General features: G+C 72.3%; 13 protein-coding genes. 7 read left to right on the top strand and 6 right to left on the bottom strand.

The window, feature by feature from the left end:
* Window positions 1–3 precede the first annotated feature (3 nt).
* The 3 genes from CHB94_RS18590 to CHB94_RS18580 form a co-directional block, all read right to left on the bottom strand.
* On the bottom strand, window positions 4–1,470 hold the full coding sequence (locus CHB94_RS18590) for a glycosyltransferase family 87 protein (protein ID WP_254920764.1): 1,467 nt from the start codon (window positions 1,468–1,470) through the stop codon (window positions 4–6).
* Window positions 1,471–1,616: 146 nt separating this feature from the next.
* The gene (locus CHB94_RS18585) at window positions 1,617–4,049 is read right to left on the bottom strand and encodes a transglycosylase domain-containing protein (protein ID WP_254920763.1); all 2,433 of its coding nucleotides are present in this window, start codon (window positions 4,047–4,049) and stop codon (window positions 1,617–1,619) included.
* A 200-nt stretch (window positions 4,050–4,249) separates the two neighbouring features.
* The gene (locus CHB94_RS18580) at window positions 4,250–4,663 is read right to left on the bottom strand and encodes a DUF5318 family protein (RefSeq protein WP_254920762.1); all 414 of its coding nucleotides are present in this window, start codon (window positions 4,661–4,663) and stop codon (window positions 4,250–4,252) included.
* A gap of 154 nt (window positions 4,664–4,817) precedes the next feature.
* Here CHB94_RS18580 and CHB94_RS18575 point away from each other — a divergent pair, with 154 nt between their 5' ends.
* From CHB94_RS18575 to CHB94_RS18555, 5 genes are all read left to right on the top strand, one after another.
* The gene (locus CHB94_RS18575; protein WP_089338047.1) at window positions 4,818–5,435 is read left to right on the top strand and encodes a PadR family transcriptional regulator; all 618 of its coding nucleotides are present in this window, start codon (window positions 4,818–4,820) and stop codon (window positions 5,433–5,435) included.
* Between the two features lie 94 nt (window positions 5,436–5,529).
* Entirely contained in the window at window positions 5,530–6,609 is a 1,080-nt protein-coding gene (locus tag CHB94_RS18570) for an inositol-3-phosphate synthase (protein WP_089338046.1), read from the top strand.
* Window positions 6,610–6,713: 104 nt separating this feature from the next.
* On the top strand, window positions 6,714–7,868 hold the full coding sequence (locus tag CHB94_RS18565) for an IS630 family transposase (RefSeq protein WP_089338045.1): 1,155 nt from the start codon (window positions 6,714–6,716) through the stop codon (window positions 7,866–7,868).
* 18 nt (window positions 7,869–7,886) lie between these two features.
* Window positions 7,887–8,237 (top strand): hypothetical protein, encoded by a 351-nt coding sequence (locus tag CHB94_RS18560; protein WP_089338044.1) that lies wholly within the window; start codon window positions 7,887–7,889, stop codon window positions 8,235–8,237.
* A gap of 160 nt (window positions 8,238–8,397) precedes the next feature.
* Window positions 8,398–9,171 (top strand): hypothetical protein, encoded by a 774-nt coding sequence (locus CHB94_RS18555; protein WP_089338043.1) that lies wholly within the window; start codon window positions 8,398–8,400, stop codon window positions 9,169–9,171.
* 160 nt (window positions 9,172–9,331) lie between these two features.
* On the opposite strand, the gene CHB94_RS18550 is transcribed toward CHB94_RS18555, so the two are convergent.
* Window positions 9,332–10,000, bottom strand: a complete 669-nt coding sequence (locus CHB94_RS18550) for a YqgE/AlgH family protein (RefSeq protein WP_176445628.1) — start codon at window positions 9,998–10,000, stop codon at window positions 9,332–9,334.
* Between the two features lie 112 nt (window positions 10,001–10,112).
* Here CHB94_RS18550 and CHB94_RS18545 point away from each other — a divergent pair, with 112 nt between their 5' ends.
* The gene (locus CHB94_RS18545) at window positions 10,113–11,399 is read left to right on the top strand and encodes an MFS transporter (protein ID WP_089338042.1); all 1,287 of its coding nucleotides are present in this window, start codon (window positions 10,113–10,115) and stop codon (window positions 11,397–11,399) included.
* Window positions 11,400–11,406: 7 nt separating this feature from the next.
* On the opposite strand, the gene CHB94_RS18540 is transcribed toward CHB94_RS18545, so the two are convergent.
* Both CHB94_RS18540 and CHB94_RS18535 read right to left on the bottom strand, forming a co-directional pair.
* Entirely contained in the window at window positions 11,407–12,405 is a 999-nt protein-coding gene (locus tag CHB94_RS18540) for a matrixin family metalloprotease (protein ID WP_254920761.1), read from the bottom strand.
* 49 nt (window positions 12,406–12,454) lie between these two features.
* Window positions 12,455–13,972, bottom strand: a complete 1,518-nt coding sequence (locus CHB94_RS18535; RefSeq protein WP_254920760.1) for a CCA tRNA nucleotidyltransferase — start codon at window positions 13,970–13,972, stop codon at window positions 12,455–12,457.
* Window positions 13,973–14,147: 175 nt separating this feature from the next.
* Between CHB94_RS18535 and CHB94_RS18530 the strand changes: the two genes are divergently transcribed.
* Entirely contained in the window at window positions 14,148–14,624 is a 477-nt protein-coding gene (locus CHB94_RS18530; protein ID WP_089338039.1) for an NUDIX hydrolase, read from the top strand.
* Window positions 14,625–14,662 lie beyond the last annotated feature (38 nt).

Raw genomic sequence — 14,662 nt, 5'->3', positions numbered from 1 at the left:
GGCTCACCTGGTGGGGTCCTGGCTCCCCATCGACGCTGAGCCAGGACCACAACGATCAGGTGACCTGATCGTCCTGGGCCACGCGTGGAGGGTGCAGCGGTCGCGGGCGTGGTCGAGCGGGCCTCCGGACGGATCGTCGACTCCGGGCCAGGACGTGCGGACGACGTCGCCGTCCGGGCGGAGCACGTCGCGCACGACGAGGGCCATGAGCACCACGACGGCGATGTCACGCAGCAGGACGCCGAGGAAGAACCACTCGACCTCGATGCCGCGGTTGTCCGTGCCGAGGTAGTGCAGCATCGTCACGACCCACACCAGCACCTCGGTCGCCTGCCACAGCAGCAGGGACCGCCACCGCGGCCGGGCGAGCACGGCCAGGGGCAGGAGCCACAACGAGAACTGCGGGCTCCACACCTTGTTCAGCAGGAGGAACCCCGCGACGAGCAGGAAGGCGAGCTGGGCCACCCTCGGCCGAACGGGGGCGGCCAGCGCCAGCCAGGCGACGCCGGCCGCGAGGACCAGCAGACTGACGGCGACGACCGCGTTGAGCACGGTGGGCGTCTGCCCCGCGGCCAGCGGGCCGTCCAGGATCCGTCGGTCGGTCGCGTGCAACGCGATGTTCCAGATCGACTCGGGGTTGGCCGGCCGCTGCCTGCTGAAGACGAAGAACCACGCCCAGTTGTCGAAGGCGAGGGCGGCGACCGGCACGTTGACCGCGGCCCACGCGCCCGCGGCGGCAGCCACCGTGGTCGCCCAGGCACGCAGCCGGCCGGCGCGCAGGCAGAGCACGAAGAGGACGCCGAGCAGCAGCAGCGGGAAGAACTTGGCCGCGACCCCGAGACCGAGGAGGACGCCGGCCAGCACGGTCCGCGACCGGGCCCAGGCGAGCATCCCGAAGGCAGCCAGGGTGACGGCGAGCAGGTCCCAGTTCGTGAACGCGTGCACCAGCAGGACGGGGGACAGCCCGATCATGGCGGCGTCCCAGGGACGACGACCCGACAACCCCAGGACGGCCCGGACGAGCAGCAGCGCGCACACCGACAGCAGCAGGCAGGTCAGCACGGTGTAGCTCTGCACCGCGGGCACGTCGGGAAGCAGCCCGAGCCGCTCGGCCACGCCGTCGTAGAGCCGCGCACCGGCGGCGGCCAGCACCATGAACGCACCGGTGAGCACCGGGTACTCGACGGTCGCGTCCAGGTAGGGCAGCGCGCCTTGATCGAGGCCGTAGCTGCCGAAGAGCGGCACCGCGTCGGAGTAGCAGAGGTGCGTGTACTGGCGGGATCCGCTCCAGTCACCGCTCGCGCAGGGGGCCTGCTTGCCCCATGCCACCGCGAGGACGGAGGTGACGAAGAGAAGGCACACCCGCAGCGGCGTCCAGAAGGGCGCACGGCCGGTCACCGCGTGCCGGCCCCACGGACCGCCGACTGCCTCGCTGGCCTGGGCGACCACCGGGTCGACCCATGAGGGCACGACCCGGTCCGGTCGGATCGGGTCGCCGGGACCGGGCGTGCTCGTTCCACGTGGAACGAGCACGGACCCCTCCGAAGACGTTCCGGAGGGGTCCGTGGAGGTGGTGCTCACGAGCCCAGTGTGCGGGACCGCGGCGCCGAGGCGGCTCAGCCGCCCGGAGGCCTCTCGGGTTCCTCCGGCTCCCCGGGAAGCCCGGGGACACCGCCCCCGTTCCCGTTCCCGTTGCCGTTCCCGTTGCCGTCGCCGTTCCCGTCGCCCTCGCCTCCCGGTGGCACCACGACGGACGGCGTCGGCGTCGGGGTCGGCGTCGGGGTCGGGGTCGGCTCCGGCGCCTCGGGAGTGGGGGTGGGAGTCGGCTCGGGCGCCTCGGGCGTGGGGGTGGGGGTCGGGGTGGGCTCCGGGACGCCCTCGCCGGAGTCGCCCCGGATGGACGGCCTGTCCGGCAGGTCCTCCTTCGGCGTGCCCGCGAGCACGGTGTTCATGAACTGCTGCCAGATCGCGCCGGGCAGACCCGAGCCGTAGATGATCTGTTCGCGCGCGTTGACGATCGGCTCGTTCGGGTTGTCGTTGCCCATCCAGACCGCCGCCGACAGGGACGGCGTGTATCCCACCATCCAGGCGTCGGAGTTGTCCTTGGCGTTCAGCCCCTGGGTGCCGGTCTTGCTGGCGACCTCGCGCCCGCCGTCGAGAGCACGCTTGGAGTAGGAGGCCACGCCCTTGATCGCGTACGTCACGTCGGACGCGACGGCGGGGTCGATGACCTGCTCGCCCGGGTCGCCGGCGTTCTCCAGCAGGACCGCGCCCTCGTTGTTGGCGACCTTCGCCACGAAGTGGGGATCGCGCTGGATGCCACCGCTGGCCAGGGTGGCGAAGCCGACGGCCTGGTCGATCGGTCGCATCTCGTACTCACCGATGCCGATCGAGGAACCGACGTTCCCCGTGGTCGGGTTCGCCAGCGTCGGTCGCCCGACCAGGAGGTCGTTGCCCTCCTCCCAGACGTCGGGCAGCCCCGCGGCCTTGCGCGTCACATCCGCCACCTTCTCCGGGCCGACCTCGTAGGCCAGTCCGTAGAAGGTGGTGTTCAGCGACCGGGTGATGGCTTCCTGCAGGGTGCAGGAAGAGCACGAGGCGCCGCCCGAGTTCACCACCGGCTTCTCGCGGTCCGGGAACTCCTGCGGCGAGCTCCCGTCCCGGCGGGCGGTGACGCTGATGCCCTGCTCGAGCGCCGTCGCCAGGACGTAGGGCTTCACCGACGAGCCGGGCTGGCGCTGCGCGCGGGCGTAGTCGATGGCGCCGTCGCCGGCTCCGATCGCACCGCCGTAGTAGGCCCGCACACCACCCGTGCGCGGGTCCACGGCCACGAGCGCCTCCCTCAGGCCCTCCGGCTCCCCGTCCATGACCTCGTTCACGGCGGTCACCGCGGCGTTCTGCGCACCGGCGTCGACGGTGGTGGTGATCCGGAGGCCTCCGGCGCGGATCTGCTGCTCGTCGTAGCCGTGCTTGTTCTCCATCTCGGAGAGCACCCGGTTGACGATCAGCCCCTCCGGACCGGTGGGGATGCCCAGGGACGATCCGGCCTTCGGCAGCACTGGCGGGTACACCGACGCCGCGCGCTCCTCGGCGGTCAGCCAGCCCTCCTCGACCATCGCGTCGAGCACCCGGCCCCAGCGGTCCTGGGCGTCCTCGGGACTCACCTCGGGGTCGTAGCGCGAGGGGCTGCGGATGAGGACGGCGAGCACCGCGCCCTGCTGGGCGGTCAGCTGCGCGGCGGGGACGCCGAAGTAGGTGTTGGCCGCCGCCTCGATGCCGTAGGCGCCGCGGCCGTAGTAGATGGTGTTGAGGTAGTTCTCGAGGATCTGCTTCTTGGTGTAGTTGTTGTCCAGCTTGATGGCCAGGAACAGCTCCTGGAACTTGCGGCTGAACGTCTGGTCCGAGTTCTGCAGGATCGCGTTCTTCACGTACTGCTGTGTGATGGTCGAGCCACCCTGGGTCGAGCCACCCGTGAGGTTGTTCCACGTGGCTCGGGTGATGCCGGTGAGGGAGATGCCCGGGTCGGTGTAGAAACTCCGGTTCTCCGCGGCGAGCACGGCCTGCTGCGCAGGCTCCGCGATCTGGTCGAGGGCGACGTTCGTCCGGTTCTCGTCGCCGAGACGGGCCATCTCGGTGGTGCCGTCGGAGTAGTAGATGACCGTCGTCTGCGCGGTGGTGATCGAGTCGGGGCTCGGCACGTCGGTGCTGGCGTAGACGACACCGACGAAGACGCCGAGCAGGACCAGCATCCCGGCGGCGAGCGCACCGGCGAGTTTCAGCCTGCGCCTGCGCTTCTGCTTCGTGTTCCGGGCCGCCGCACCCTTGGCCTTGCCGGCCGAGGCCTTGGCGCCCGGGGCGCCCGGCCGGCCACCCGCGGGGCGCGGTGGGGTCGGCGTGCCGGAGCGGGCGGCCGTCGTGCGGGCGCGGCCACCGGCCGGGGGACGGCCCGATCCACGGCCACCTCCGCCGGTGCTCCTGGTCCGCGCGGGCGGCGGACGGCGGACCGATCCGGCGCGGGGCGCGACGGGCGAGGTCTCGTCGTGTGGCACGAGGACCCCCTCTCTGTCAGGTCTGTCTTCAGTCTTCGTCGGCGAGCCGGTGTACCGGTCGCAGCGTTGTTCGTGAGCGTTGTCCGTGAGCGTGGCGTCTTCAGGTGTGGGAGCGGGGGAGGACCCCACGCAGCGGTGCCCGGTGGGGACTGCTGCGACCGGAGGGGCTGCCGGGACGGCCGACCTCCCGGCGCCGAGGCCTACTCCGTGGCGGCCCGACGCCGTCCCCGGCGGGGCTGCTGCCCCGGCACGGGCTCGGCACCCAGGACGTACGAGGAGTCGAGGTGGTTCCATCCGCAGCTGCGGCACACCTCGACGGCGTACACCGTGAACTCCTCCTGCGCGGCGTCCATCCGTGCGAGCTCGACCTCGGTCTTGGCCTGCCCGGACGTCGGTCCGAGGTGGTCGCCGTACACGTAGTTCACGAGCGTCAGGCGTTCCTTGCGGCAGACCGGGCAAGCGACCGAGGTCACCTCGCCGTGGTACTTCGCCGCCCGGGAGAGGTAGGGGCTGGCGTCGCACACCTCGAACAGACCCGTGCGGCCCGCGTACACGTCGGCGAGCACGGCTCGCCGCTGCAGCGAGTAGTCCACGACGGATCGACGTCCGGGCACGGCGGCCAATGTACGCACTCGGCCCGGCCAGCGGCCTGTCCACGACGCGGGAGGCCCGCCGTCCCACGGGGTCCGCGCCGCGGCCGGTTTCCGCTGACCCATCGACGCAATGTATCGTCCCGATACATCGAGGACACGGGTCCAGGAGGGCGAAATGCTCGAGTTCGCCATCCTGGGCCTGCTGCACCGGTCCCCGATGCACGGCTACGAACTGCGCAAACAACTGGCCGAGGTGCTCGGCGGGATGCGGAGCATCTCCTACGGCTCCCTCTACCCCGCGCTCAAGCGGATGCGCGCAGCCGGGCTCATCTCCACCGATGAGCCCGACCCGCACGCGCTGCTGCCGGCCGACGCACCGCCGCTCACCGGCCGCCGCGGGAAGGTGGTCTACACGATCACCGCGGAGGGGAAGGAGCGCTTCCACGAGCTGGTGGGCCAGACCGGCCCGGAGGCCTACGACGACGGTGGGCTCTTCGGCGTCCGCCTGGCCTTCTTCCGCCACACGGCCTCGGACGTGCGACTGCGGATCCTCGAGGGCCGCCGTCGCACCGTCGAGCAGCAGCGGGAAGGGCTGCGGTCCTCACTGGCGAGGACCCGGGAGCGCCTCGACCACTACACGCTGGAACTGCAGCGCCACGGCTTGGAGTCGGTGGACCGGGAGGTCCGCTGGCTCTCGGAGCTCATCGACACCGAACGCCGTGAGGCGTCCGGGACCTCGGGGGCAGCAGCGCTGCCCGACCCACCCGACGGGGATCGGTCGAACCCCGCCTGAGCACGCGACGGGGTGTCCGGCCCCGTCAACAGTCACCACCGGACCGCTCGCGGTTCACGTACACGGGCCAGCCGGTCCAGGGAGAAGGAGAGTCATGGGATCAGTGAAGGTCGCCATCGTCGGCGTCGGGAACTGCGCCGCCTCGCTCGTGCAGGGCGTGCACTACTACCGCGACGCGGACGCGAGCACCTCCGTTCCGGGGCTGATGCACGTCCGCTTCGGCGAGTACCACGTCTCCGACATCGAGTTCGTCGCCGCGTTCGACGTGGACGCCAAGAAGGTCGGCCGTGACCTCTCCGAGGCCATCGTCGCCAGCGAGAACAACACGATCAAGATCTGCGACGTCCCGCCGCTCGGGGTCACCGTCCAGCGCGGCACCACCCTCGACGGTCTCGGGAAGTACTACCGCGAGATGGTCGAGGAGTCCGACGAGCAGCCCGTCGACATGGTCGCGGCGCTGCGGGAGTCCGGCGCCGACGTCCTCGTCTGCTACCTCCCCGTCGGCTCCCAGCACGCCGCGGAGTTCTACGCCCAGGCCGCCATCGACGCCGGTGTCGCGTTCGTCAACGCGCTGCCGGTCTTCATCGCCGGCACCAAGGAGTGGGCGGACAAGTTCACCGCCGCCGGGGTGCCGATCGTCGGTGACGACATCAAGAGCCAGGTGGGCGCAACCATCACCCACCGCGTGCTGGCCAAGCTCTTCGAGGACCGCGGCGTCCAGCTGGACCGGACGATGCAGCTCAACGTGGGCGGCAACATGGACTTCAAGAACATGCTCGAGCGCGAGCGCCTGGAGTCCAAGAAGATCTCGAAGACCCAGTCGGTCACCAGCCAGGTCGACCGCGACATGGGCGTGGGCAACGTGCACATCGGCCCTTCGGACCACGTGCCCTGGCTCTCGGACCGCAAGTGGGCCTACGTCCGTCTCGAGGGGCGCGCGTTCGGCGACGTCCCGCTGAGCCTGGAGTACAAGCTCGAGGTCTGGGACTCCCCGAACTCGGCCGGGATCATCATCGACGCCGTCCGCGCCGCGAAGATCGCCAAGGACCGCGGCATCGGCGGCCCGATCCTGTCTGCGTCGTCGTACTTCATGAAGAGCCCGCCGGTGCAGTACGACGACAGCGAGGCCCGCGACGCCGTCGAGGCGTTCATCAGGGGTGACGTCGAGCGCTAGTGGTCGCGCCCGTAAGTACAGCGTCGTAAGTTGAGTTCGTCTCGGCGAGGGGAAGCGCCGAGCCTCCGTGATCTTGCTGTGCCTGCGCGGAGGCCTGGTTTGCGATGACCCGTCAGTCCCCGTTCGTGATCGTGTTGTCCGGGGCGGATCGGGCGGTGCTCGAGGCGCGTGCCCGTACCTACACCGCGCCCTTCGCCGAGGTGGTCCGGGCCAAGATTGTGTTGCTGGCCGCCGATGGCGAGTCCAACAGCGCGATCGCCGCGCGGCTGGACGTGCATGTCGGGGTGGTCAGCCGGTGGCGCCAGCGGTTCACCGAGGCAGGTCTGGACGGGCTGGCCGACCGGTCGCGTTCGGGCCGGCCACGATCGTTTCCGGCGCCGGTGGTCGCCGAGGTCAAGGCGATGGCCTGCGAGCCGCCCGAGGCGCGGGACGTGCCGTTGTCGCGGTGGAGCTCGGCGGAGTTGGCCGCCCAGGCGGTGGCCGAGGGACTGACGGTGTCGGTGTCGGCGTCCACGGTCCGCCGCTGGCTGCACGACGACGCGATCAAGCCCTGGCAGCACCGCTCCTGGATCTTCCCCCGCGATCCGGACTTCGCGGCCAAGGCCGCCCGGGTGCTCGACCTCTACGCCCGGATCTGGCACGGCGTCGAGCTCGGCGACGACGAATACGTGATCAGCGCCGACGAGAAGTCCCAGCTGCAGGCCCTGCGCCGCCGCCATCCGGAGCTGCCGCCCGGCCCGGGACGTACCCGGCGGGTGGAGTTCGAGTACCGCCGCGGTGGCACGCTGGCCTACTTCGGCGCCTACGACGTCCACCGCGCCCAGCTGCTCGGCACCATCGCGCCGACCACCGGCATCGCCCCGTTCGGGCAGCTGGTGGAGAAGGTGATGACCACCGAGCCCTACGCCTCGGCGGCGCGGGTGTTCTGGATCGTGGACAACGGCTCGTCGCACAACGGCGCACGCTCGGTTGAGCGGATGCGCGCGGCCTGGCCGACCGCCTGCCTGGTGCACCTGCCGGTGCACGCCTCCTGGCTGAACCAGATCGAAATCGTCTTCTCCATCATCGGGCGCAAGGTGCTGCGACCGGCCGACTTCGCCGACCTCGACGCGCTGGCCGAACGGCTGACCGCCTTCGAGCCCCGGTTCAACGCCACCGCCACCCCGTTCGACTGGCGCTTCGGCCGACGCGAGCTGGCCGACCTGCTGCGCCGCATCGACGCTCACCGGCCCGCCGACACCTCCGCGCTGGCGGCCTGAACGCGGCAGGATCGACGAATGCCGACCCCGCCGACCTCCACCAAGACCAGTCTCGGCCAGCGGCTCAACGCCCACGCCCGGGAACGCTGGCCGGCGCTGGCCAAGGTCGAGGTCCGCTTCCGCGGCCAGTTCGCCTACGTCGACGGCCGCCTGCCCGACGGTGAGGTGCTGCCGCTGTTCCGGCTGCGCTACTCCGGGTCGGCCAGCCGCTGGGGCTTCGCCCTCTACCGAGCCAGCCACGACGACTACCAGGACAGCTACCTACCCAGCGGAGACACCGCCGGCACCCCCCAGGAGGCCCTGGACTGCGCCTGCGGCCTCTATCTCAACGACCCGACCGCCTGGCTGCCGGATACGCCGACGAACTAACAGGCAGGACCACTAGCAGGAGGACCCCTCTCCCCCCACCATCGTCAGCGGCCGCCCTGCAGGGCCCCGCCGCGAGCCTGCGAGTGGTGGGGGGCAGGGCGGTCCTTTCGCTGTCGCGTCGTACCGGGGGATCGGCCCGCTGCTGCATACGCTGCACCGCATGCCGTCCCGCGCCCGACTCCTGCCCCTCACGCTGGGGCTGACGCTGGCGCTGCTCACCGGATGCACCACCGGCGGCCACGCCGAGCGGAAGGCCGGCGACCCGGTCACCGAGGAAGAGGCGGCGGCACTGGCCGCCCTCCTGCAGCGCAACGAGCAGCGCGGCGGTGCCGACTTCGTCGTGACCGCCCCGTACGGCGAGGACCGGCTGCTCACCCTGACCGGCTCGGTGGACTTCCGGAAGGACGTCGGCCGGGCGCAGGCGGTGACCAGCTTCGCTGACGGGCGCCCGGAGGACACCCGCACCCTCTTCTTCACGTCGGAGGACGTCTGGGTCGGTGACGTCGCCGGCCTGACCGACGCCCTCGCGGAGGGCGGCGCCCCGCAGGCGGCCTATCTGCGCCGTCCGGTGAGCACCGGCACGGAGGACGGGACACCGGTGCTGGTCGACGTCCTCATCGAGGTGGTCCTGAACCTGTCGGCGCACACGGCCGACGACCCGCGCGCCTTTCTCGACCGCGACTACACCTGGCAGGGCCAGCGCTCCATCGACAGCCGCCTGGCCACCCTGTTCGGACTGCCCGACGGCCAGATCGTCGCCGTGGCCGCTGCGGACGACCTGCTGACCCAGTTCGTGACGACGCTCGCCGACACCGAGTTCGACGTCACGATCACCCTGTCCGAGCACGGCACCCGCAGGATCGACCTACCGGCCGACGAGGAGACCGCCGACGCGGCCCAGCACGCCGACGTGGCGGCCTCGCTGGGGATCTGAGGGAGGACCCTGCCCCCACCGTCGGCAAGCTCGCGGCGGGAGCCCGCGGAGGGGCCGCCGCCCGGGACGGGGACGCAGACGTAAAAGGAGAGGGCGGCCTCTTCCCCAGACCGCCCTCTCCCGAGTCCTTCCTACCAGATCGGGGCGATCACGGCACCCCTCAGTTGACGGATGGGTCCGCTGTGGCGGTGGAGAGCACGGCCAGCCGGCCGGTCTGCCGGCCCATCACCTGACGCCAGAGATCGGGCCCCGACGCCGGGCTCAGCACGTCACCCGGCCGGCCGGGCACACAGGCCCACGCCCCCTCGGCGATCTCCCCCGCGAGCTGGCCGGGGGACCAGCCGGCGTACCCGGCGAAGACCCGCAACCCGTTCAGCTCCTCGGCCAGGTCCGCCGGGTCGCTGTCCAGATCCACCAGGTAGACGTCACCGGCGACGCGGCGCAACGGGCTGTCCCCCGTCGCGACGGCGCCGGGGGAGACGGCGAGGCACAGTGCCGTGTCGGTCTCGCAGGGCCCGCCCACGTGGAAGACCCCGGGGTCGACGGCGACGTCGCACCAGCCGGGCAGCACGTCGCGGATCTCGACCTGGCTGGGGCGGCCGAGGACGACGCCGAGTGTTCCGGTGTCGGAGTGGTCGAGGACGTAGATCACCGTGCCCGCGAACGTGGGATCGCTGAGTGCCGGCATGGCCACCAGCAGGGCCCCCGGACGGACGTCGTCGAGGGAGCCGATGGCCAGGGCAGGAACCGCGGGGGCGCGCCTGCGACCGGTCGCGGGCCGCGCTGGCGGACCGGACTCGGGGTCGGGTGACGAGGGCGCCGGGGTCATCCCGACCAGTGTGCCCCACCGACGCGCACCGGAGGGACATCCCTCCACCCCTTCGACAACCGGCTGGTCGGAGCCGAGCGGTGTGGCGGTCCGCGGACCGTAGGGTGGCCGCGTGCCGGAGGTCGGGACGCCTGTCGCCCACGTACTGCGCCGCGGCGACTTCCGCCGGCTGCTGGGAACGCGCCTGCTCGGCCAGTTCGGGGACGGCGTGTTCCAGGCCGCGCTGGCCGGCACCGTGCTGTTCAACCCGCAGCGGGCCGCGGACCCGGTCGACATCGCCGCCGGCTTCGCCGTGCTCCTGCTGCCCTACTCCCTCGTCGGGCCGTTCGCCGGCGTCTGGCTGGACCGGTGGAGTCGCCGGCAGGTGCTGCTGCGCGCCAACGTGGTGCGGGCGGGACTGGTGGCCGTCGTCGCGGCTCTGATCCTCGGCGGCGTGGAGGGGGCCGCTTTCTACACGGCCGGGCTGGCGGTGTTCTCGGTCAACCGGTTCGTCCTCTCCGCGCTGTCCGTGGGTCTCCCGCACACCACCGAGGAGGCGTCCCTCGTCCCGGCCAACGCCCTGTCGACGACGTCGGGAGGAGTGTCCACGGTCGCCGGTGGGACCGTCGCCGTCCTGGTGCTGGAGGGGATCGGCTCGGGGAACGCCGGCTACGCCGCGATGGCCCTTGCGGCGGCGGTCCCCTACCTGGGCGCCGCGGCCGTCGTCGGCAGGTTCTCCCGGACCCATCTGGGGCCGGACCACGTGGCCGGCTCCGTCCCGATGTCGGCGGGCGACTCGATCCGGGACACGCTCCTGGGCATGGTCGCCGGAACGCGGCACGTCGCCGCCCGGCCCCCGGCGGCCGCCGCACTCCTGGCGATCGGCCTGCACCGGCTCTACTACGGCGTCTTCACGCTCATGACGTTGCTGCTCTACCGCAACACCTTCGAGGAAAAGGGTGGGCTGTTCCCGGGCGGGATCCTCGGACTGGGGCAGGTCGTGGCCGCCGCCGCCCTGGGCACGCTCCTCGCCGCCGTCGTCACGCCTCCCGCCGTGCGGCGCCTGGGGACCACGCAGTGGATCCCGCTCCTGCTCACCGGTGGCGGGGTGGTCCAGGCGGCACTCGGTCCGTGGCTCTCACCCGTCACCGTCGTCCTGGCCGGGCTGCTGCTGGGGTTCGTGGCCCAGGCGGTCAAGATCTGCGTGGACAGCACACTGCAGGAGACGGTCCAGGACGACTACCGCGGACGGGTCTTCTCGGTCTACGACACGCTCTTCAACATGACGTTCGTGCTCGCGCTCGGGGTGGGGGCCGCCATCCTGCCGGAGTCGGGCGTCTCCTCGGCGGTGCCGGTGGGGGTCGCCGTCGGCTACCTGCTGGCCGCCATCGCCTACCTCCGCACGGCCGGGCAGCACTGACCGCCGGTCAGAGCTCCGGCACGCAGGGCCCGTCGCCCAGGACGGCCAGGCCGGTCAGGTCGCCGGGCGCGAAGTCGGGAACCTCCCGCCGCGCCTCCGGGTACATGAGCTGCTCCCCGTCGTCGACGTGCGCAAGGCCGACCAGGTGGCCGATCTCGTGCAGGATGATCGCGCGCGCGGTGGCGGCGCCGTCCCGCATGGCCAGGATCTCCGGCATCCGGCCGGCATCCAGGGAGACCGTTCCCGTGACGAAGACCCGCGGCCCGTCGCCGAGCGAGACGGCCACGCTGCCGGCCTGACCGACCGTGTCACCGGCCAGCGCCGGGTTCTGCTCCTCGCTCTCCCAGGCGACCAGCACCGGCGCCCACCGGTCCCCGTACCGCTCGGGCTGGAAGATGGGCCGGTCGAGGGTCGTGGACTCGTCACTGACCCCGTCGTAGCGGAACTGCAGACCGGTCACCTCCGAGAGTCGCGCGAACGCCTCGTGCACGGCCTGATCCCCACCTGCGGGGGCGTTGTCGGGGCGGATGACGTAGTACACCGGGCGGCAGGGGTCGTAGGCGACCGGCGTGACACCGTCGGCCTGCAGTGCGATGAAGGCGTGCGCGCCTCCCTCAGGTGGCGCCGGGAGGGGCCGACCGAGCGGCTTGCGGGCCGCCTCGCGGCCCGCGGTCGGCCGGTCCGGGGGTGTGGTGAGCGTCGGCGGGGTGACCGAGGGTGCCGCCGGCGGTGCGGCCTCGGGCGCCACCGGCCTCCACGGCCAGGAGCTGGGACCCACCAGCACGGCGGCGCCGAGGCTCAGGAGGATCACCAGCGGGACGACGACCAGCGCACGCAGCACGGTGCGGCCGCGGCGCCGTGCGGGCCCCGCCCTGTCCGAGCGCCAGGGGACCGACTGCACCGGTCGGCCGGCCGCCTCGTGGAGCACCCACTCCGGCACCCGTCCGGTCGGCGAGGTGGGTACCGGTCCGGCCGGTTCGCCGCCGGCGGTTTCGTGGTCGTCCACGTCGGGATTGTCGGCAGGACGCCGCGCTACCTGCAGTCCGGAGGCAGGTTCAGTCCTGCTGAGCCGCCCACCAGTCCCGGAGCGCGGCCTCGGCGTCGTCCGGGTCGAGGGGACCTCGCTCGAGCCGCAGGTCCTTGAGGAACTGCCAGGCGCGCCCGACATCCGGACCGGGGCGGAGTCCGAGGATCTCCATGATCGCGTTGCCGTCGAGGTCCGGGCGCACCCGCGCCAGGTCCTCCTTCTCGGCGATCTCGGCGATCCGCGCCTCGAGCGAGTCGTAGGTGGCCGAGAGCGCGGCCGCCCGCCGCTTGTTCCGCGTCGTGGAGTCCGACCGCACCAGCTTGTGCAGGCGGGGCAGCAGGTCTCCGGCGTCGGTGACGTACCGGCGGACCGCGGAGTCGGTCCACTCGCCGGAGCCGTACCCGTGGAAGCGCAGGTGGAGGAAGGTCAGGCGGGACACCGCCTCGACGATCTCCTTGGAGTACCGCAACGCGGTCAGCCGCTTGCGCACCAGCTTGGCGCCGACCACCTCGTGGTGGTGGAAGGACACCCGCCCGCGGGGCTCGTGCCGGCGGGTCGCCGGCTTTCCGATGTCGTGCAGCAGCGCGGCCAGCCGGAGCACCAGGTCCGGCGACGGCGCCTCCGCGTCGGCCTTCTCCAGAGCGATGGCCTGGTCCAGCACCGTCAGCGAGTGCGTGTAGACGTCCTTGTGCTGGTGGTGCTCGTCGATCTCCATCCGCAGGGCGGAGAGCTCCGGGAGCGCCACGTCGGACAGCCCGGTGTCGACGAAGAGCTCCAGCGCCGCCCTCGGGGCGTCCTGGAGCAGCGTCCTGGACAGCTCCGCCTGCACCCGCTCGGGGGTGATCCGGCCGAGTTCACCGCTCAGCGAGGTCATCGCCGCCACGACGTCGTCCTCGGGGACGAGGCCCAGCTGGGCCACGAACCGGACGGCGCGCAGCATCCGCAACGGGTCGTCGGCGAAGGACTCCACGGCCGGACCAGGCGTGCGCAGCCGCCCGCGCATCAGGTCGCCCAGACCTCCGAAGGGGTCGGTCACCGTCCGGTCGGGGCCCAGTGAGACCGCCATGGCGTTCACCGTGAAGTCCCGACGTCGAAGGTCGTCGACCAGCGAGTTCCCCCAGGCCACCTCCGGATTCCGGGACTCCCGGTCGTAGCGGTCGGCCCGGAACGTGGTGATCTCCAGCCGCGATCCGCGGACCTCGGCACCGACCGTGCCGAACGCGATGCCCGTGTTCCACGTGGAACCGGCCCATCCGCGGAGCAGCTCGAGGACCTGCTCGGGGCGCGCGTCGGTGGTGAGGTCGAGGTCGCCGGGCGGGTGGGTCGGGTCGTGCGCGGGCGCGGCCGCGGCGAGCAACGCGTCCCGTACCGAGCCTCCGACGAGGTGGACCTCGAAACCCGCGGCGGTGAAGCGCTGCCCGAGCTCGGTCAGGACGGGGGAGAGGTCGACCAGCTCCCGCACCGTCGCCTGAACGGCCGGGGGGACCGGCTCGGCGTGCGGACGACTCGCGGGCTCAGTCGTGGGACGCGGGGGCTCTGCGGACACGACCAGCCAGACTAGTGCCGTCGCTCAGCCGCCTTGGTCCGGCTCCGCGCTCCGCGTAAGGACCCCGCTGCCCCCCACCGCTCGCTCGCGGCGGGACCCTGCAGCGCGGCCACTGAGCTCGTTCCTCGCTGCGATGCTCCCTGAGCTGTCGCCGGACGCGCGCTACCCTCCTGGTATGGCTGGGACGGGCGGGCGCGGGCGCCCCGGCCGCCGGCTGCGCCGGGTCGACGAGACGTCTGCCGGGGGCCTGGTGGTGGCCGACGACGGTGTCACCGGGCCCCGCGCCGCCCTCATCGGCCGCACCGACCGCCGGGGCAGGCTCCTGTGGTCGTTGCCCAAGGGGCACATCGAGGCGGGCGAGACCCCCGCGGACACCGCGGTCCGCGAGGTGGCGGAGGAGACCGGGATCGTCGGCGAGGTCGTCGCTCCGCTGGGAATCATCGATTTCTGGTTCGTCGCCGACGGCCGGCGCGTGCACAAGACCGTGCACCACTTCCTCCTTCGCGCGATCGGCGGCGCCCTGTCCGATGCCGACGTCGAGGTGACCGAGGTCGCCTGGGTCCCCCTCGACGAGCTGAGTGGCCGGCTGGCCTATGCCGACGAGCGAGCACTGGTCGAGCGCGCGCCCGCACTGCTGGCCGACAGCGCCTGACCGGGCGTGCGAGGTCGAGACAGGCACGGCACGGCCCC

The organism is Blastococcus mobilis (assembly GCF_900188025.1).
In the GTDB taxonomy this organism is placed as follows: Bacteria; Actinomycetota; Actinomycetes; order Mycobacteriales; family Geodermatophilaceae; genus Blastococcus_B; species Blastococcus_B mobilis.
This window is presented reverse-complemented; position numbering and strand designations above follow the sequence as displayed.